19 protein-coding genes and 1 pseudogene are annotated in these 20051 nt (G+C 39.0%); 15 read left to right on the top strand and 5 right to left on the bottom strand.

What is annotated here, in order from left to right; translation table 11 throughout:
• Positions 1 to 9: 9 nt before the first annotated feature.
• Complete coding sequence (locus tag ACZ9EE_RS05880) at positions 10 to 744, bottom strand: ThuA domain-containing protein (protein WP_476025727.1); 735 nt, start codon at positions 742 to 744, stop codon at positions 10 to 12.
• A 28-nt stretch (positions 745 to 772) separates the two neighbouring features.
• Positions 773 to 1933: a Gfo/Idh/MocA family protein gene (locus ACZ9EE_RS05875; RefSeq protein ID WP_476025726.1), complete on the bottom strand. Its 1161-nt coding sequence runs from the start codon at positions 1931 to 1933 to the stop codon at positions 773 to 775.
• 217 nt (positions 1934 to 2150) lie between these two features.
• Here ACZ9EE_RS05875 and ACZ9EE_RS05870 point away from each other — a divergent pair, with 217 nt between their 5' ends.
• The 6 genes and pseudogenes from ACZ9EE_RS05870 (at position 2151) to ACZ9EE_RS05845 (ending at position 6859) form a co-directional block, all read left to right on the top strand.
• The gene (locus tag ACZ9EE_RS05870; RefSeq protein WP_476025725.1) at positions 2151 to 2954 is read left to right on the top strand and encodes a helix-turn-helix domain-containing protein; all 804 of its coding nucleotides are present in this window, start codon (positions 2151 to 2153) and stop codon (positions 2952 to 2954) included.
• A gap of 229 nt (positions 2955 to 3183) precedes the next feature.
• Positions 3184 to 3963 (top strand): Cof-type HAD-IIB family hydrolase, encoded by a 780-nt coding sequence (locus tag ACZ9EE_RS05865; protein WP_476032868.1) that lies wholly within the window; start codon positions 3184 to 3186, stop codon positions 3961 to 3963.
• Positions 3964 to 3977: 14 nt separating this feature from the next.
• Positions 3978 to 4079 (top strand): annotated as a pseudogene (locus ACZ9EE_RS05860) (universal stress protein); the annotation flags it as partial.
• A 245-nt stretch (positions 4080 to 4324) separates the two neighbouring features.
• Complete coding sequence (locus ACZ9EE_RS05855; protein ID WP_476025724.1) at positions 4325 to 5305, top strand: ABC transporter ATP-binding protein; 981 nt, start codon at positions 4325 to 4327, stop codon at positions 5303 to 5305.
• Positions 5295 to 6068 carry an ABC-2 family transporter protein gene (locus ACZ9EE_RS05850; protein ID WP_476025723.1) on the top strand — a complete coding sequence of 258 codons (774 nt, stop codon included), beginning with the start codon at positions 5295 to 5297 and terminating at the stop codon, positions 6066 to 6068. The genes ACZ9EE_RS05855 and ACZ9EE_RS05850 overlap by 11 nt, the downstream gene beginning before the upstream one ends.
• 2 nt (positions 6069 to 6070) lie before the next feature.
• The gene (locus ACZ9EE_RS05845) at positions 6071 to 6859 is read left to right on the top strand and encodes an ABC transporter permease (protein ID WP_476025722.1); all 789 of its coding nucleotides are present in this window, start codon (positions 6071 to 6073) and stop codon (positions 6857 to 6859) included.
• A gap of 180 nt (positions 6860 to 7039) precedes the next feature.
• On the opposite strand, the gene glsA is transcribed toward ACZ9EE_RS05845, so the two are convergent.
• Positions 7040 to 7969 (bottom strand): glutaminase A, encoded by a 930-nt coding sequence (gene glsA / locus ACZ9EE_RS05840; protein WP_476032867.1) that lies wholly within the window; start codon positions 7967 to 7969, stop codon positions 7040 to 7042.
• Positions 7970 to 8377: 408 nt separating this feature from the next.
• Between glsA and ACZ9EE_RS05835 the strand changes: the two genes are divergently transcribed.
• From ACZ9EE_RS05835 to ACZ9EE_RS05795, 9 genes are all read left to right on the top strand, one after another.
• The gene (locus ACZ9EE_RS05835; protein ID WP_476032866.1) at positions 8378 to 8788 is read left to right on the top strand and encodes a helical membrane plugin domain-containing protein; all 411 of its coding nucleotides are present in this window, start codon (positions 8378 to 8380) and stop codon (positions 8786 to 8788) included.
• Between the two features lie 37 nt (positions 8789 to 8825).
• Positions 8826 to 10004: an NAD(P)/FAD-dependent oxidoreductase gene (locus ACZ9EE_RS05830; RefSeq protein ID WP_476025721.1), complete on the top strand. Its 1179-nt coding sequence runs from the start codon at positions 8826 to 8828 to the stop codon at positions 10002 to 10004.
• Positions 10005 to 10357: 353 nt separating this feature from the next.
• The gene (locus tag ACZ9EE_RS05825) at positions 10358 to 11581 is read left to right on the top strand and encodes an MFS transporter (RefSeq protein ID WP_476025720.1); all 1224 of its coding nucleotides are present in this window, start codon (positions 10358 to 10360) and stop codon (positions 11579 to 11581) included.
• Between the two features lie 142 nt (positions 11582 to 11723).
• On the top strand, positions 11724 to 13646 hold the full coding sequence (locus ACZ9EE_RS05820; protein WP_476025719.1) for an FUSC family protein: 1923 nt from the start codon (positions 11724 to 11726) through the stop codon (positions 13644 to 13646).
• A 272-nt stretch (positions 13647 to 13918) separates the two neighbouring features.
• Positions 13919 to 14575 (top strand): cytosine permease, encoded by a 657-nt coding sequence (locus ACZ9EE_RS05815; protein WP_476025718.1) that lies wholly within the window; start codon positions 13919 to 13921, stop codon positions 14573 to 14575.
• Positions 14505 to 15389, top strand: coding sequence for a cytosine permease (locus tag ACZ9EE_RS05810; RefSeq protein ID WP_476025717.1), 885 nt, complete (start codon positions 14505 to 14507; stop codon positions 15387 to 15389). Before ACZ9EE_RS05815 ends, ACZ9EE_RS05810 begins: the two co-directional genes overlap by 71 nt.
• A gap of 222 nt (positions 15390 to 15611) precedes the next feature.
• The gene (locus tag ACZ9EE_RS05805) at positions 15612 to 16037 is read left to right on the top strand and encodes a MarR family winged helix-turn-helix transcriptional regulator (RefSeq protein WP_476025716.1); all 426 of its coding nucleotides are present in this window, start codon (positions 15612 to 15614) and stop codon (positions 16035 to 16037) included.
• A gap of 265 nt (positions 16038 to 16302) precedes the next feature.
• The gene (locus ACZ9EE_RS05800) at positions 16303 to 17937 is read left to right on the top strand and encodes an MFS transporter (RefSeq protein ID WP_476025715.1); all 1635 of its coding nucleotides are present in this window, start codon (positions 16303 to 16305) and stop codon (positions 17935 to 17937) included.
• Between the two features lie 44 nt (positions 17938 to 17981).
• Positions 17982 to 18617: an HlyD family secretion protein gene (locus ACZ9EE_RS05795; RefSeq protein WP_476025714.1), complete on the top strand. Its 636-nt coding sequence runs from the start codon at positions 17982 to 17984 to the stop codon at positions 18615 to 18617.
• Positions 18618 to 18770: 153 nt separating this feature from the next.
• On the opposite strand, the gene ACZ9EE_RS05790 is transcribed toward ACZ9EE_RS05795, so the two are convergent.
• Positions 18771 to 19208: a hypothetical protein gene (locus ACZ9EE_RS05790; RefSeq protein WP_476025713.1), complete on the bottom strand. Its 438-nt coding sequence runs from the start codon at positions 19206 to 19208 to the stop codon at positions 18771 to 18773.
• 363 nt (positions 19209 to 19571) lie between these two features.
• Complete coding sequence (locus tag ACZ9EE_RS05785; protein ID WP_476025712.1) at positions 19572 to 20036, bottom strand: hypothetical protein; 465 nt, start codon at positions 20034 to 20036, stop codon at positions 19572 to 19574.
• Between the last annotated feature and the right edge of the window lie 15 nt (positions 20037 to 20051).

Raw genomic sequence — 20051 nt, 5'->3', positions numbered from 1 at the left:
TTGAATTTCTTATTGGCTGTCTCCCATACCAGTATAGGTACGTACATTTCCATAAATAGAATCTACGAATTGTTCAGCCCGTTTCTTTCCCTCAGCAGCCCATAAAAATCCTCTGCGCATAATCAGGGAAACCTCCGGCATCGCAACGATATTTGCCTGATGACCTAATGAACTATAGAACACATTTCCAAGTCCCCAGCGTTTGGTCCATACAACAGGCATATCCACTGCCTTATTGGCAGAATGCGGTCCATGAAACACAGGGAAGCGGGTAGTAGCTAACACTTCCACAGCTGGATCATAGTGAAGGTAATATTGCTCACTAGCGACTTTGAAATCAGAGATTCCTTCTAGTAGTGGACTGGAGGAATGCTTGATATTTACGGTGTATTCCACACCATCATTACCTGGATGAGCAACCCAATTTCCGCCCGTGATAAATTGCCAGTCGACATTGTTACGGAAAGAGTCACACATCCCACCGTGGCAGCCCGCTAAACCGACACCAGCTGCGACTGCTTCAGAGATATTGAGTACATACTTTCTTTCAATTTCACCCATTGTCCAGTGGGGAATGATTAAATCCACTGATTTCAACTTTTCCTTGTCCGCATAAGTGTCAAGCGAATTGGATACCTCGACGTGGAAATTTTCTTCTTCCAGGATTCCTTTAAAAATGTCTGCAACCTGTTCAGGCTGATGTCCATCCCATCCGCCCCACACGATCAATGCATTTTTCTTCATGGTAAAAGCACTCCTTTATAGGTTTATATTAAACGTCAGAAATTCGAATCCATTGGCGTTTCTCAATCGATAAATCAACCGCTTCCAAAACTTCTTGGCACTTTACGCCATCACGGAAGTTGGGAACCGGCTCGCGATCCTCGCGGAAAGACTCCATGAGTTCCACTACTTCGTGAATAAACGTATGCTCATAGCCGATTGTATGTCCTGGCGGCCACCATGCCTCTGAAAAAGCGTGAGAAGGGTCAGTGGCTAATACGCGGCGGAAGCCTTGTACATCATCTCTGTCATCCGTGAAGTAAACCTGCAGTTCATTCATGCGCTCAAAGTCGAAGATGACGCTGCCTTTACTGCCGTTGATTTCAAATGAATTCGTACAGCGATGTCCTGCAGCAAAGCGTGTTGCTTCAAAGCTTCCTAGAGCTCCGTTTGCAAAACGAGCCAAGAAAAGGGTAGCATCATCAACCGTCACTTCGCCTTTTTCACCACTATCGCTGCCTTTTGCCGATAAGCCGGTCATCTGAGCTGGAATTGGCCGTTCTTTAATAAAGGTATCATTCATGCCAATCACTTCTGTCATATCACCAATTAGGTAGTGGGCCAAGTCGATCAGATGAGCCCCGAGGTCACCATGAGAACCTGATCCTGCAATTTCCTTTTGAAGTCTCCAAGCTAGCGGGAAGTTGGGATCAATGAGCCAATCCTGTAGGAACCAGGCGCGGAAATGATAGATTTTACCTAATTTACCTTCATCAAGCAGTTTTTTAGCCAGCATAACAGCAGGGGCAAAGCGGTAATTAAATCCAACCATATGTTTAACCCCAGCAGCCTCAACAACCTCAAGCATTTCTCTAGAATCCTTTAATGTAAGCGCTAACGGTTTTTCGCAAAAAACATGCTTGCCTGCCTGTGCTGCAGCAATCGTGATTTCTTTATGTACATCACTCGGTGCATTGATGTCAATTAAATCAATATCATCTCTTTCTAAGAGACTCTTCCAGTCTGTTGAATATTCCTCCCAGCCAAATTGCTTAGCAGCAGCAGCGACAGCCTTTTCATCACGGCCGCAAATGACCTTCATTTCAGGATGAACAGTGTCCGGGAAGAAAAGGGGAAGGTCCCGGTATGCATGGCTGTGTGCCTTGCCCATAAATTTATAGCCGACCATGCCAATTCTAAGTTTTTCCATAGCTTATCTCCTTTTTTATCTGATATTTTAAGAATAGGTGTGGACACTCCAAAAACGAGAATAAGAGGGAGTCCACAAGTGTAACTCTGAGAATCTGATACCAAGACTATGAAAAATGCTATAATATTTGTAAATGTAACACTTTTACGTTTGATACAACAAGATAAAACTTATATAATCATAGACAAAATTTAACCTTTCGAGAGGGTCAATCTTAATGTTACTATATGAACCCCACCATTTTGATCTGATTTCAAACTTTGATGTTATCAATTTAAACTTTCCAAGTCATCTCCATCGTTGTTATGAATTAATATTTGTCGTTGAGGGAGAAATGGAGGTTATCATTGAACTAAGAAGTTGTCATTTACATACTGGACAATACTTATTAATATTACCGAATGAGGTTCATTCAATCGTTACAAAATCACAAGCTAGAGCTAAAATATGTATCTTTTCTCCGGATTATATTCCGACGTTTCAAAGGATGATCGAAAATCATTCCCTTGAAAATCCCATTTTCAGTCTATCTTCCGAGGCAAACACAATTATTTCTAGGACCCTCTTTAAAGATGACTCAAATCTACTAGCACAGAAGGGCAGTCTCTATTTATTATTATCAGAACTAATGGCACAAACCACTTTAATTAAAGCGGAAAAAAATGACTCAGAGTTGCTCCATACCTTGCTAACCTATATACAAGATCACTTTACGGAGGCTATTTCGTTACACAGTATCGCTGTTACCCTTGGGTATAGTTATAATTATTTATCGAAATATTTTAATGCAAGTGTTAAAACGTCTTTTGCCGATTTTTTAAATGGAACTAGGATTAGCTATGCCTGTCATCTACTAAGAACGACAGAAAAAAATATAACTGAAATTGCTTATCTTTGTGGTTATGAAAACATTCGTTCATTTAACCGCAATTTTGTGAAGAAAACTTTATGCACACCTAAGAAATACCGAGAAAATATACCTTTGATGTATCTTAATTTGCACCCTGTTCATACTACCTAAAAGGAGCTCACCTAGTGCTGTCTATTAATGATTTCATTTAAGGATTTATAGCTTTTTTTGCTAGTGAGAATCACAATTAGCGAAGGAGGCTTTCTTATGGAGCAAAAAGCAAGTAATATGGTGAGATAGTTATTTTTTTATATTTTCGGGTAAACTTTCCTATAAACCCAACAGTAAAATATAAATTATAAAAGGAAACTAGATTAAATCTCGAAAGTTGGAAACAAAAATGACGAATCAAAGTATTATTTTTTTTGATATTGATGGAACGTTGCTTAACCATGATAAAAAATTGCCTCTCTCATCGAAAGAATCTATTTTTAAATTAAAAGACCTTGGTCATGAAGTAGCCATTGCGACTGGACGAGCCCCTTTTATGTTCGAGGAACTGCGAAAAGAATTAGATATTAACACTTTTGTTAGTTATAACGGGCAGTACGTTGTCTTAAAAGGTGAAGTATTATATACAAATCCATTAAACGTAATGTCTCTGGAAAAGTTAACAGAAGTTGCACTTCATAACGATCATCCCGTCGTTTTTATGGACCATGAGGATATGAAAGCTAATGTACCAGAACATAGTTATATTAATGAAAGTATTGCGACGTTAAAAACAGGGCGTTTTCCTTCGCATGATCCGCATTATTACAAAGGTCGCGAGCTGTTTCAAACGCTTCTTTTTTGTCCAGAAGGGGAAGAAAAACAATATGAGCAGCAGTTTCACGATTTTGATTTTGTAAGATGGCATCCAGTTTCAGTTGATGTACTCCCAAGGGGAGGATCAAAAGCACAAGGTATTAAAAAGATCGTTGAAAGTTTAGGTATTCCACCAGAACGGCACTATGCCTTTGGGGATGGGCTCAATGATATGGAAATGCTCTCAACCGTTCGAAATAGTGTAGCGATGGGGAATGCAGAAGAAATAGTAAAGTCTGCAGCAAAATACGTAACAAAATCTGTTGAAGAAGATGGTATTCGCCATGGTCTTCACATGGTAGGATTATTTTAAAAAAATCAATGTTCATGGGCAGTAGAGGTCTGGGGAAAATTAAAGGCTTAATGCTCGGAAGTGTTAGTCAAAAGGTTTCTCAGTTATCGCATTGTCCTGTTTTGATTATTAAATAAATTCAAGTAGAAGGTAGGCATGACCACGATATTGTTCCTGGTCATGCCCTTTTTATTTTGCCTCTTAAAAAGGTAGGCCAATTATCGTGTCATTATGATTAGGGCAAATGTCATAAATATATCAATGTTAGATCCATCATTACCAATAAGTAGTAAGACTAACAGATGTTTTTATACTTGTACTTCTATATTTTGAAAAACTATACTTATAGAGTAAGTTTACTATTTTCATCGTTGGAGGAACTATGTCTATTCAAGTGCAAAATTTAAATAAGTCTTTTCGTGTCCATGTCAGGCAGGAGGGCTGGTCAGAAGCATTACGTAGTTTGTTCAAACGGGAGTACCAAGCCGTTCATGCTGTAAAGGACGTTTCTTTTACTATTCATACAGGTGAAATTGTGGGATTCTTAGGACCTAACGGTGCCGGGAAAACGACCACAATAAAGATGTTAGCTGGTTTGCTGCATCCTACATCAGGAAATATTGAAGTGAACGGTTTTAAACCACAAGAACAGAAGAATGAATTTAAAAAAATGATGAGTCTGGTCATGGGGCAAAAGAGTCAATTAATTTGGGATATCCCACCGATGGAGACCTTTCTCGTGAATAAAAGCGTCTATGAAATTGAGGAAAACGTGTATCGTCAAACTTTAGATGAACTAGTTGAATTACTAGAATTGGCTCCGTTGCTTGGAAAACCCGTCCGAAACCTAAGTCTTGGTCAGCGGATGAAGTGTGAATTAGCGGTGTCGTTATTACATCGGCCGTCGGTTCTTTTTTTAGATGAACCGACGATTGGTTTGGACGTGGATACGCAAGAAAAAGTACGTCAATTCATTGCCAAATATAATCGTGAACACAAAACCACGATTCTGCTAACCTCTCATTATATGGGCGATGTTACCGCACTTTGTGATCGGGTCTTGATCATTAATCACGGGAAGCTTCTTTACGACGGAGGGTTACAAGTTTTAACTAAAAAGTTAACTCCTTATAAATTGTTAGAGGTTCGTCTTCCTTCTGGCTCACTCGGTCGATGGGAGTCCTTCGGTGAAGTGGTTTCATTTGAGGATGGGAAATTGACACTTCGAGTCGCACGGGAGCGTGTACCGATTGTCTCATCTGAACTGCTGGCTAATTTTGAAATTAATGACCTCAATATACAAGATCCGCCGATGGAGGAAGTGATTTCGTTAGCTTTCCAGGAGGAATCCCATGATCACTAAATATCGAGCGATTTTACGGATGAAATATGTCGAGATGTTTTCTTATCAGCTTTCTACGCTGGTCTGGATGTTTGGGACGATGGTTCAGCCATTGATAACGATGATGGTCTGGATGAATATTTATCCCGACCAAGGAGATTCTTTTATTTTGTATTTTACGTCATTGATTGTGGTCGAGCGGTTGACGAGTGCTTGGGATGTTTGGGAGATGGACCGTCAGATACGGGAGGGCTCGTTCTCTTATCAAATTGTTCGACCTTTTCATCCCATTCATTGGGCGATTGCTGAAAATATCGTTTATAAAGGTTTATTTTTAGTGGTTCTTATTCCTTGCTGGATTATCCTGTCTTTCTTTATTCCTACTCTGCAGCTGCATCTAACCGTAAGCCAATGGGGACTATTCCTAATTGCGCTGTTACTCGGAGCGATTATCCGGTTTGCTTTTAGTTTTATGTTCGGGATTTTGGGTTTTTGGATGACCAAAGTGACCGCGGTTTTTGCCATGTTCGAAACGGTTTCGCTATTTATTTCCGGGCGGATCGCACCCTTTTCACTCTTACCGCCGGTGGTTAAACAAATCAGTACCTATTTACCATATCGCTATATGATTGGATTTCCTTTAGAAATTCTAACGGAATCAGCCGATTCGCAAACTCTCCTAGTTGGATTTATCGGGTCTTTTATTTGGACTGTTGTTCTCATTTTGGCGATAGGGTGGTTGTGGAAGGCTGGATTAAAGAAAAATCAGGCGGTGGGAGGATAATCATGAGGCGATATTGGCGTATTTTTAAAGAGTTCTTTCGAACATGCCTCGTAGAGGAACTTGAATATCGAAGTGAATTTATTGGAAATCTTCTGTCTAGCTTATTTGGCATTATCATCTCGATCTTGATGGTCCAAATTTTCTTCTTTCAAACGGACCAATTGGGTGGCTGGGCATATGCCGATGTTCTGATTCTGCTTGGTATTTTCAATACTTTGCAAGGATTGGTAGACTTCGCTCTTCGCCCCAATATGCCGAGACTTCTTTTGCATATTAGGATGGGAACCTTGGATTATGTGCTAACCAAACCGGTGGACAGCATGTTTTTCGTGAGTCTAAGACATCTGGTGTTCTGGCGCTTGATTGATGTCTTATTAGGGATTGGATTAATAATTTACGGTCTATTTCAAAAGCATTTTATCCCGTCGTTACTTGATGTGGGCTTCTTTTTTATTAGTATTTTTGCTGCCTTAATAATCATTTACTCTTTGTGGATGTTATTGATGACCACCGCCTTTTGGGTGATTCGAATGGATGATCTGTCTTTCTTATTTAACTCCTTTTTTGAAACGACTCGGTTCCCGATCACGATGTATAAGGGCTGGCTGCGTATGGCGTTAACCTATGTTCTACCTGCAGCGTTTCTTACGTTTTCGCCGGCCAGTTCCTTAATTGGAAAGTGGAATGGCGGAACAACCGCTGCTTCAATTGTTGTCGCTGTCGTGTTCCTATGGTTGGCTCGTAGATTCTGGAAATTTGCACTTGCGAATTACACTAGTGCTAGCAGTTAAAAGTAGAGTGGGCATATGCCTTGGCTAAAATCAGGAGCTACAACAAATAAAAACGGTTCATAACCCCTGAAAGAGAAAGAAAGCAGGGGGTACAGCAGATAAGACCGGATCAAAACCTCGAAGGAAAAGGCATGGAAAACATTCCATGCCTTTTTGTAGTAAATGGCTCTAGGCAAAAAACTAAAACATACTCAACCGATAATTTTTTGATAAAAGTTCCAAAAGTTTAATTCCCGCTACACTATTACCTTTTTCATCCAATGCTGGGCCAAAGATTCCAATTCCAAATTTACCTGGAACCGCGCCCATGATACCGCCGGAAACTCCACTTTTCGCTGGTATACCGATTTTGATGGCGAATTCACCAGAAGCATTATACATTCCGCACGTAACCATAAAGGTTTTGCAAATTCGGGCTACATCTTCAGGCATGATCCTTTTCCCGTTGAGAGGATCGATTCCATCCATGGCAAAAATCATCCCGATTCGTCCTAAATCCAAACAGTTCATTTCAATAGCACACTGTTTTGTATATAAATCCAATAATACGTCGACATCCTCCGTGATGATTTTATGCTGCTTAAGAAAATAACATAGTGCGCGATTTAAATCTGCTGTTTCGAATTCGGACCGAGCAACTTGCTCACAATATCCAATGGAAGAGTCATCGGCCAATTCCTGAATAAAGCCTAATAGTCGATTCAACCGATCCGCTGCTGAATCCCCTTTAATCATATGGGTGACAACGAGTGCCCCTGCATTGATCATGGGGTTTAACGGTTTAGCAGGGGCCATTGTTTCCAATTTGGCAATTGAATTAAAGGGGTCTCCGGTCGGTTCCATTCCCACCCGTTCAAATACATAATGAAATCCGCTTTCCATTAAAACAAGGGCTAAACTTATAACCTTGGAGATACTTTGCAAGGTGAATTTTTTATCAATATCTCCCGCAGAAAGACATCTCCCGTCAGGATAATGAATGGCAATGGACAAATCATCCCGATTTGCTTTACCTAGCTCCGGTATATAGTCTGCGACCTTGCCATCTTGTGTATATCTTTTTGCTTCCTCCACCAATAGCTTTAATTCACTGCTTGTTTGACATAGCATTTTCATCACCCATAGTAGTATGAGCCTGCGATATCGGCAAAATTCATCATCGATAATAGACCTAGTATAAAAACCTATTTGGAGTATGTGATCATCACTATTAATTATAATGAACAATTGTTCAGTAGTTTAGGTTTTTCTTTTGGAAATGGTAAGATTTTCATTGGTCTTACTTATTACCATCCATTTTACGGAAAACTTAGAAATTAGTATCTCGAAGCTTTTTTCTTGAAAAAAGTGCTCACTTACTCTATTATATTTCTTTGTTAATTAATTTGAAAATAGTGTATTTGTTGTTTTAAGAAAAGAGGCTCGTAGGAACTTTTTATAATTGTTCATTTTATAAATCGATTTACCTAAGCAATCCTTACCGGCCATTCGAAAGGGGAATTAGAGATGTCAGAAGTTATGGAAAAATCGAAGTCACAAGAATTTAAAGCAGAGCAACTGGATGTCCTTGACCAATTGTTAAAGCCAGAGGTTCAGGAATCCTTGACTACTTTAGTGGAACAGCTTCCAAAATTAACTGAACTTGTGAATGTTTTAACAAAATCGTATGACTTTGCTCAGTCAGTTGCTACGGACGAAGTATTAAAAAGTGATACAATCGGTGCCATCACAGAGATTGTTGAACCTATTAAAGATACAGTGAAAAGCGTGGCTGCAACTGCGATTGAAGCAAAAGATCGTGCAGAGGAAAGTAATGAAGTGATTGGTTTATTTGGACTTTTGAAAATGATTAAAGATCCTCAAGCTCAAAAACTTTTCCGTTTCATTAACGCTTACCTTGAGGTTTCAGCAGAACGTTCAGTAAAATAATTATTTACATTACATCCATAGAGACGGGGGAGAGACTATGTCAAAGAAAGTTGTCATCTTAGGTGCCGGTTATGGCGGACTATTAGCTGCAATGAATATACGTAAATATTTAAATGAAGATCAAGCGCAAGTTACTGTGATTAATCAGTACCCTACGCACCAAATTATCACAGAGCTTCATCGTTTGGCTGCAGGAAATGTGGCAGAACAAGCTGTTGCAATGCCTTTAACGAAGCTTTTCAAAGGAAAAGATATTGACCTTAAAATCGCAAAGGTTGAATCCTTCTCAGCAGATAAAAAAGAGGTTAAACTATCAGATGGATCTTCTTTATCCTATGATGCATTAGTCGTTGCATTGGGAAGCAAAACTGCTTACTTCGGTATTCCAGGATTAGAAGAACACAGCATGGTGTTAAAATCTGCTGACGATGCCAATAAGATATATCAACATATCGAAGAACGAATTGCTGAATATGCCAAAACTAAAAATGAAGCAGATGCAACAATCCTCATTGGCGGCGGCGGTTTAACTGGCGTTGAGTTGGTGGGAGAAATAGCTGATATGATGCCTAAACTTGCGAGAGGCTATGGCGTGGATCCTAAAGAAGTTAAGCTGCTGCTAGTAGAAGCAGGGCCTAAGATATTACCAGTGTTACCAGCTCCATTAATCGAACGCGCAACTGCAAGTCTAGAAGCTCGTGGTGTTCAATTCTTGACAGGTCTTCCAGTAACAAACGTAGAAGGAAATGTCATTGATTTAAAAGATGGACAAAAGATTACGGCTAATACTTTTGTTTGGACTGGCGGCGTACAAGGGAATCCTCTAGTCGGTCAATCAGGCCTTGATGTGGATCGTGGACGCGCAACCGTAAATGAATACCTTCAATCTACTTCACATAAAGACGTATTTGTTGTCGGTGACAGTGCGGTTGTTTTCGGAGAAGATGGACGGCCATTACCTCCTACTGCCCAAATAGCTTGGCAAATGGGAGAACAAACAGGCTATAATGTATTTGCTTTCTTGGAAAACAAATCATTTAAAGAGTTTACTCAAGTTAACTCTGGAACACTAGCAAGCTTGGGACGTAAAGACGCTGTTGCTTCGATTGGTGCTAACTCTATCCCGCTTAAAGGGCTTCCAGCTTCGTTAATGAAAGAAGCAAGTAATGTTCGATATTTATCACATATTAAAGCATTATATAGTTTAGCTTATTAATTAAATAGGTTTTAACGTTTCGTTTCGTAGAATGTTATCTCTATTTTTCAATAATATTCTCTTAAATGAGAATAGGCTAGCTTTCAGTAAAACCACAGCGGTTCATTAAACGCTGTGGTTTTATTATTATTTAGAAAATAATATAAAAATATTGTCACATACATACTATCGTGTTAATATTAGATAAAATTAGTTCCTTTAAATTGGTCCAGAGAGGCCAAAAAGGCAAAAGTAAACTTTATATATATTTTTATATATATAATGCCCTTTTGTCCATTGGATAAAAGGGCTTTTATTTTGCCGGCTATCTTTTAAATCAAAGTCCCGTGAGGCTTGAAAGGAGAACGACAAAAATGGATTATCGTAAAAAAACAGTAGTAGCATCAGTAGCAGGTTTAACACTAGAGGGTATGGATATTATGTTTATATCCTTTGCAATGTCGATGATTATTGCCCAGTTTCATATTGACATGGTGTCTGGAGGTCTTATTTCCTCGATAACAAACATAGGAATGCTTGCCGGGGGAATGATTTTCGGTATTTTAGCGGATAAATTTGGGAGAGTTCGAGTATTTACCTATACGATTCTACTATTCGCGATTGGAACAGCGTTAACTGGGTTGGCTCAGAATATTGAACAAGTCTACCTCTTTCGATTTATTGCAGGTTTAGGTGCAGGTGGAGAATATGGTATTGGTATGGCGCTTGTGGCAGAAGCTTGGCCAAAGAATAAACAGGGGCGCGCTTCTTCCTACGTAAGTATCGGTGCTCAATACGGTGTAATCCTTGCTGCGCTTCTTAGTGCCATGATTCTTCCTGCCTGGGGATGGAGAGGATTGTTTTTCGTCGGATTGGTTCCGGTTATATTCGCTTTTATCGTGAGAAAGAAATTAGACGAATCACCTGTTTGGGTACAGGCACAAAAGCAAAAACAACTTCTGCCTAGGCAAGGGAAATTAAAACAATTGTTTGCTTCTCCAAGAACTTCAGTCACAACAATTGCGTTAGCAATCATGGCAACTGTTCAAATTGCTGGCTATAATGGTTTGATGATTTGGCTGCCATCGATGCTTCAACAATCACAAGGATTATCCGTTTCCAATTCGGCCCTTTGGACGATTAGTACGGCTGTAGGGATGATTGCAGGAATGTTAACGTTTGGCCAATTTATGGATCGTTTTGGAATGAAGCGCTCATATGGAATTTTCCTTGCTGCTTCAGCATTGGCTGTGTTCTTATATTCCTATGCATCAGGTAGTGCCGGTCTTTTAATCGGCGGGGCGCTTGTAGGATTTTTCTCAAATGGAATGTTTGCCGGATATGGTGCTTTAATCAGTAATTATTATCCTGTAGAAATTCGCAGCACAGCCACTAATACCATCTTTAACTTCGGCAGAGCATTGGGCGGTTTATCTCCCATTTTAGTGGGTTATATCCTCCAGCATACGAATGTTACGGTCGCAATGGGTTATCTTGCCGTACTTTACTGCATCTCTTTTATCGCCATGCTTAGTCTGAAAAAAGGAAAAGCTACTAAAAAAAAGCTCACTGTACTTTCTAAAGCTGAGTCCTATTAAGAAAAAAGCCCAAGTGAATTGCCTTCACTTGGGTTTTTTTGCCTTGTTGGGAGATAATAATTCAAGAGTAGTATTTCAACTAACTTATATCTTAATAATGCATATTAAATTGAATTAGGTAGTTTAGAAAGAAGTGAAAAGAATGAAAGAAAGTCCCTCCAAATCTCCATCCATTATTAATCAGGCATTGTCGGTTAATAAAAGGCCGTTTCCATGGTTAAAGGCATTTTCTGCAGGGGTTGCTGCGTCTTTGCCCATTATGATTGGCTTATTATTAGGCAATTTCAAATATGGGTTGATAGCTGGAATAGGTGGTTTTACTTATCTTTACGTGTTTAATATTCCTTACGCTCAAAGGGCTAAAAAAATATTTTTTGTCTTAGTTGCTTTAACTTTACTAACTGCGCTAGGGACACTTGTTGCTCCATACCCAATGGCGATTACCATTTTAATGGGGATGATTGGAGCCGCAGCCATATTTATTTTTGGAGCGTTAAGAATTACAGGCCCATCGGCCATCTTTTTTGTTCTGGTTTTTTCAATGACGTCAGGTATGCCTGTAGAACCGGAACAAGCCCTTTTACGAGCAGGACTTGTGTTCCTTGGTGGATGTTTGTCGTGGATCATTGCAATGCTTGGTTATTTTTTTGACCCGCACGGTCCAGAAAGGGGTGTAATGATAAGGGCCTTAATCGAGCTCGCTGCATTTCTTGATGCTGTCGGAACTGAGCGTTTTAACGAGTCGAGACATCGTGTCATGTCAGTCTTAAATGAGGCAGAAGAAACACTTGCTTCCGGTTATATCTCATGGAAACAAACAGACTTTTTTAAACGATTATATGTATTAAATAGTTCTGCCCATACGATATTCACGTACATACTTGAAAACTATTCCGAACATTCTGCTAAGTTACCTCCTGAACTAGGGTACTCGCTTCGGAAAATGACTTTATCGTTAGATGCCAAAAGGAAGGGTCATTTTACTGATCAGAAAATTTTACAGCCAGATGTGATGAATGATCAAATTGCTTACTTGTTTAAAATAATTTTTGATGCAGATGCAATCTTTAACGAACCAGCTGCCAAAATTAATAAAGTAGTTGAATTCTCGAAGCCCTCCACAAAGACTATGCTTGGGGGTGCGTTAGACAAAAATTCGATTATTTTTATTACGGCCTTCAGGTTTGGTATTGTCACAACTATAGCTGCCATTATCGCTTTTCAGTTTGGTCTAACACGGTCTTATTGGGTTCCGCTATCCTGTGTAGCTGTCATGTCAGGATTCTCGATTGTGGCCACCTTTCATCGTGCCATCCAAAGAGGGCTTGGTACATTGCTAGGGATCTTAATAGCCAGCGTCATACTTTCTTTCCATCCTAGTAGTTATTTAATCGCCTTCCTCGTTTTATTATTAACGTTTATAACAGAGCTGTTTATCGTGAAAAATTATGGGTTAGCCGCACTGTTTTTTACACCTAACGCTTTACTTATGGCTGAAAGTACTAGTTTGGGGGAGTTTGACTTTAGCTATTTTGCTTCTGCAAGAATCATTGATGTTTTATTCGGCAGCATCATAGGTCTCTTAGGAGTATGGTTAGTAGGGAGAAGAACAGCCTCTAGTCGTCTTCCCCACCTGATTTCAAAAACTATTCGGAGTCAAGGTCAATTTTTAGTTAGTCTGTTCTCTGACCAAGGAAAGGGGTTTAATGCGAGAGATAGCAGAGAGTTAAACAAGATGAAAACGAATATCTTTAATTTAAAAACCCTCTATAATACAGCTTTAGGTGAGATTCCAGCCGATCGAAAAACATTGGATTATTACTGGACTGTTGTATTCTCGGTTGAACATTTAGGTTTTTTATTGGAAAATTGCGCTAAAACAGGTGTACGTCGGTTCCTTTCTGATGAGATACTTGCCCAATTGCTTTATATTTATGAAACAATGGCCATTGCAGCAGATTTGAAAAGATCGCCAATCATTAGAAAGGTTCCTGAAATAAAAGAATTTCCAAGCATAAAAAACGAGATTTTAAATTTACAAAAAGGACTTCAAACACTGGACTAGTTCTACTAAAAAAACAATGCGAAACAAAGGCCTCTCTAACGGGATCGGCCTTTGTTTCGCATTGTTTATGGAATTTTCTGTGAGATTTTCTTACCAATTTTGATACAACTTACGATTCTTTCAGTAGAATACAATCAATAAGTTGTACTTTTATCACAACAAGTAAAAAGGGAAGGGGAGCTACATTGCGCAGATGAAATTCAGAACATTCAGAAAGAATATGAAGATTTTAATCTATCCTTCTAAGATGAAAAGAAAAAGGAGTGAAAGCAATGAGTACCATATCTATGGAAGAACAAGAAACCTTGATCGAAAAGGATCCCTCTTTATACAATGAGGATCTTGCACCACTTGAAAAAGGAAAGAGGAATTGGAATTGGCTGAACTATACGACCGTTTGGATGGGGATGGTTCATAATATTGTCGCCTATGAAACAGCTGGTAGTCTGCTTGGTTTAGGAATGAGTGTTTGGCAGGCACTAGCAACAGTAATAACTGCCAACATTATCCTAATTATAGCGATGTGGCTGAACAGTGCAGCCGGAGCGAAGTACGGGATCCCATTTCCGGTTCTCATTCGTGCTTCTTTTGGATACAAAGGGGCACAGCTTCCCATTATTATCAGGGCGTTTGTGGCGATCTTTTGGTTTGCCGTTCAAGCTTATTTGGGCAGTAAAGCTGTTGGTGCCGTTCTAGGTGCATTAATCCCAAGCTGGAACAGTTTGTCCTCCATCCATGTTTTAGGTATGGGATTAAATGATGCCCTTGCAGTTGCTCTTTTCTGGGTTTTACATGCATGGGTCATCTCTCATGGGATGGAAAGAGTGAAATTCTTTGAGCTTTGGGCTGGACCCCCTCGTGATTGTTTTAGGTTTAGCGTTAGTCATTTGGGCAGTTTCCGTATCAAATGGATTGGGACCGCTATTTGATGAACCAGCAAAATTAACGGGTGGCGCCTTTTGGAGTGCCTTTGGGATAGCAATTACCGGACTGATTGGAACGTGGGCGACTTTAATATTGAATATTCCAGATTTTACGAGGTTTGCTCGAAGTCAGAAAGATCAAGTCATAGGTCAGGCAATTGGTTTGCCAGGAACAGCGATTGTTTTTGCCATTATGAGTATTATTACCACTTCTGGAACGATTATTGCTTTTGGCAGACCGATTTGGGATCCAGTTGAATTACTTCAGCAATTCGGAAATCCGATTGTTTTATTCTTAGGCGCTTTTGCCCTGCTCATTGCTACCTTGTCTGTCAATGTAGCTGCAAATGTTGTTTCACCTGCCTATGATCTAGTAAATTTATTTCCTAGAAAACTTAATTTTGTTAAAGCGGGACTTATTTCGATCGTGGTTGCCTTATTTTTTGCACCATGGCTTTGGTATAACAACTCCGGTACCATTTTTAATGTCCTGGGGGCAATCGGCGGCGCACTTGGACCGGTCGGTGGTATTATGATTGCCGATTATTATTTGATTGCACGCAGAAAATATGATTTAGCTAGTTTTTATAAAAAAGACGGAATATACGAGTATACAAATGGCTGGAATGTTAAAGCATTGATTGCCTTGGTGATTGGGCTGATCGCATCCTTTATTGGATTAATGATCCCTGCTTTGAAGGAGCTTTACACGTATTCATGGTTCTTGGGGATTGGTTTCGGTTTCATTTCGTACCTTTTCTTGATGAAATCGGAAAAATTGTCAGAAGCAAATCTTGAAAATGTGGAGACTACGATCTAATTTGTCTTTCAAAAACAAAGGCCCATCTATATAGACGGGCCTTTATTGATGTTACTTACATTTAAAGAGTACTTGCATTTGCTTGTCCGGAACCCAAGAAATATACATAAAGAATTCCCAAAAACACTTTGTTAATAAATGTTAACTATGATATATCTGTTATAATAAAATCAGTTTGTTTACAATAAGTAAAACGGTTTGCTTTATAAGGGGGAAGGACTTTTGAATCGCGACTCACTCCAATCTATTGAATATGAAATTGCCTTGTTGGTTCGGCTTACAACAGCTTATAGTCCTAAACTAGGTGACTTGGACCGTTCAGAGTATCTTATATTGAGTGAAATTAATGAAAATGGCCCGCTGGCAATTAATGTGATTGCTGAAAAACTAATGCTAAATATATCCACAGCGAGCAGGCAAGTTGGTACTTTAGAATCAAAAGAATATATTAAGCGTTTTCCAGATCCTGACAATGGCAGGATTAGTCTCATAGAAATTACAAATAAGGGAAAAGAGATACTTACCATTGTTCAAAGATCTCGGTATAAGTTTTATTCCGAAGTACTCCAAAAGTGGTCGAAGGAGGAATTACAGCAATTGGAGGCTAACTTAATTCGCTTAAATATGGATTTTAAACAACGAAAATGATAATATTTTTTTGTTAATTTTTTCATAAAAAAAGCAAGAAAAACGGTAATAGATAAGGATTGTGACCAGTTGTCACGATCTTTTTGTTTTAGCTAGTACTTATAAAATAAAGTTTTTCATTGATTTTTTTTTGCTATAGGTTGTATAATGCAACTTGTGCCATGCAATATATTTATGATGAAAAATATGTTGATAAGAACCACTTATAATTCTTTATTTAACAAATTTATAATGAAATTTTACAGGTATTGAAAGGAGGAAAATGATGAGTCGACAGATTAATACGGCAGCTTCAGAGACTGAAAAGGTTGCTGTCCCACAATATTTGGTTATATCCATTTTGACAATCCTTGCGATTGGCTCACAGTATTTTTCTAATCTGTCCTACATCTTAAACCAAGGTATTATTCAGAATGGGCTGGGACTAGGTTCAAATCATTTACTAATCCCATCTACACTATCGAATTTGGCATTTGCACTTGGTGTGCCATTGGGTCCAGTACTCACAAGGAAGTTTGGATTAAGAAAAAACTATTTAATGTTCGTGTTTGTTTTTTTATGTGGCTCCATTATTTCTGCAGTATCACCAGGATTGATTATTTTAATTGTAGGTAGAATCATTCAAGGTTTGAGTGCAGGTTTGCTTTTTTTAACGATCTTGCCAGTTAGTCTGAGATCTTTCCCAAATGCAATCCGAAATACCTTTCTGTTTATGGTCATTACGGGATTATTTGGATCGAGTGCAATTGGAGCTTTATTCGGTTCTATATCATTAAGAGCTGATGCATGGCGTTGGTTATTTGTTTTAAATGTAATTGCATCAATATGCTGCTTAATCATTGGTTTTTTTGGTTTACCTAAGCATGAAGAGCCTGTTCCTGATCATAGTCCCGTCAATAAAACAGGAGTTTTTTTGTTGAGTCTTCTTATGATTGTACTCGCTTTTCCACTATGTAACTTATTAGAAAAAGGGTTTACTTCTTTATATGTTTGGCCATTTCTACTTGTAGGGCTAATCTTGTTACTATTGTTTATTTATGTAGACGTAAAAGCCGATACACCAATCGTTCCGTTTCGGACATTAAAGGCACCAAAGCCTATTTCGGGTACCATTATGGCAGTCGCATCCCATGCTTCTCTTATTGTTGCCATTGCAGGGATAAACGGATTCTTAAAAAATAATTTGAACCTGCCATTTTTATATCTAAGCCATTTTTACTTTTGGTTTTTTGCAGGCATTGTGTTTACTGCCATATTCAAGACCCTATTTTATGATAAATGGGGGGCTGGGGTACTTGGGATTATTGGCTCACTCATCGTTTTATTTGTAAGCATCAAATGGAGAGTGATTGGTCCAGCAACTACTTTATCCTCATTATATTTTCAAGTGGCCTTCCTGGGTGCCGGGATCAGTATGACACTCGTTTCAGGTGCACTTGGAACTGCACTAGCCGGAGATATTCATAAAGCATCCATGAGGTCCGTCACCTTGCACTCAATTCGTAATTTTATTGGCGCGGTTATTTCACCAGTGATCGGCTGGTTTTTAACGAGACAAAACGCTCAAAATTATGAAGACATACGCGGGCAGGTAGACCCCAATAGTTCAGAATTTAAATGGGAAATGACAAAATCAATTCGTTCCTTAATGGGAAAACACTTGTCTTTATCGGATGCAAAGAGTACAGCGGCTTATGAACTAGTCGCCAATTCTAAAAAATCTGCTATTTTGGGTGCCTATCATGATTTGTTTACGATCTTACTTGTTCTCAGCATTATTATGCTGATTGGCTCGATAGGAAAAACTTTGACTGGCAAAGGACGGTCATTGGTTCAGAAACAGAAGAGAGTGCACTTACCAGATAAAAAAGCAAAAGCTGGCATGGAGACATCCGTTTAAATTACCAAGGAAATTTTTAAAAAATGTGAGGAGAGATTTCAAACATGAGTAAAGGTCGTTTATTACTGATTAATGTTGTTGGGATGATAGTTGTTTTGGCATTAATTGCAGCAGGTGGATACTTCTACTATGATAATCAGAATTATGTGAAAACCGATGATGCTGTTGTTTCAGCAGATATTAACCAAATAGTCGCAACTAATTCTGGTTTATTGACCAATTGGACTGCAAAAGAGGGTGAAGTAGTCACTGGAAATCAGGAACTGGGCAAAATTTCAACAGGACAGCAAGGTCTTCCTGTGGATAGCATGGCTAAAGGAACGATCATTAAAAATGAAGCAAAAACAAATCAAATGGTACAGGCTGGTCAGGTTTTGGCTCAAACAGCGGATATGGATCATTTATATATTACAGCCAACATTGAAGAAGACCAATTAAACAATATTGAAGTAGGAGATAGTGTCGATATTACTGTCGACGGCGATTCTGAAACAACCTTTAATGGTCAGATTGTGGAGATTGGTTATGCGACTAATTCCGTATTTTCCGCTCTTCCTTCTCAAAACTCTAACGGCACCTATACAAAGGTAACTCAAAAGGTTCCTGTAAAAATTTCAGTTGAAAATCCTTCAAGTAAGGTCCTGCCTGGTATGAATGCTGAGGTCAAAATTTCTATATAATAAAATTTACCTCTTTGGAAACCCCATTTGCTCATGCAAATGGGGTTTCATCCGTTAAGTGTGTTTCGGTTAAGGATAAAAGGGGGAGTAAGATATGTTAGAAGTTATAAACAAAGCAAATTTTTGGGGTTATTGGATCTAATGTCAGATACATTATTCGGAGAGCTTTTGTTTTCGCTCATGTAATATTTCTTGAATAATTTCAATATGGACGGAAGCCCAAGATTTTTCATGAAAGTGAAGAATTACACTTACAGTAAGAATAGTTATGTAAGCAAAAACAAAGATGACCCAAAGAAAACTACCTTCTTTGAAAAGGAATTCTTGTAATTGTTTTGAGAATAAGAAGAAGAGCCATGGTGCTGAAGATATGAGAATTGGAATGATTCCGGATCCACTTTTTTCTTTTATCATACAAAAATAAATTTTTTTTAGTGTTTCACTATCAATAGAAATATAAAATTTTTCAATATCCTCTACTTCTATAAGTTCTTTAATTGATTTGAAAGGTTTTTTGTTGTTTGCAGCTTTTTTAAGTTTTAGATAGATTTTATGAGCATCTCCACGTAAAGAAAACATAGTTATTTCCATTTTCCTCCATCAAATAATCATTACTAGAAGGTTTTACAAATACTGTTTCCTCTATACATTGTTCAAAGACAGCAATGATATTTGTTTTAAATTCTTAAGCACTTGGGTTATAAAGAAGTAGGTACAATTAGTAAGAATAGGAAATCCCCCCGAACAACACTGAAGACGCTCTAAATAAGGACGTCAATTTGGCTTTCCGTGCTTTTGTAAACGATCCCTTGGTGGCTATCCCATCTGAAGAGGCGAGGGAATTGTTTGACAGAATGCTAGACAACACAAAAGACTATCTTCCAGGTTGGGATTTGAAAACTAGAATCGGGAATTAACATTTGATAATGATTTAGAAATAGTTCCATTGGCTGATTAACGGCTGATGGGACTTTTTTTATTGCTTACCACGTTTTTTATGCCTGATTCATTGTGCAGTACACACCAGAAATGGATAAGAAAACGAATTTTTGACCGCCACGGGTAAAAGGGAAGGCCGGGCCGGTCAAAATAAAAAGGAATTGTGCCCGCCACGGGTAAAAGGCGAACCAGGACGGTCAAAATAAAATGGGATTGTGCCCGCCACGGAAAAAGGGAAGCCGGGCCGGTCAAAATAAAATGGGATTGTGCCCGCCACGGAAAAAGGGAACCGGGACGGTCAAAATAAAATGGGATTGTGCCCGCCACGGTAAAAGGGAAGCCGGGACGGTCAAAATAAAAAGGAATTGTGCCCGCCACGGTAAAGGGGAAGCCGGGACGGTCAAAATAAAATGGGATTGTGCCCGCCTCGGTAAAAGGGAAGCCGGGACGGTCAAAATAAAACGAAATTGTACCCGCCACCCCAAAGGACCCTCC

This window comes from Bacillus sp. URHA0034 (assembly GCF_056280405.1).
The sequence above is the reverse complement of the archived record's forward strand: the minus strand, read 5'-3'. Positions and strand labels throughout refer to the sequence as shown.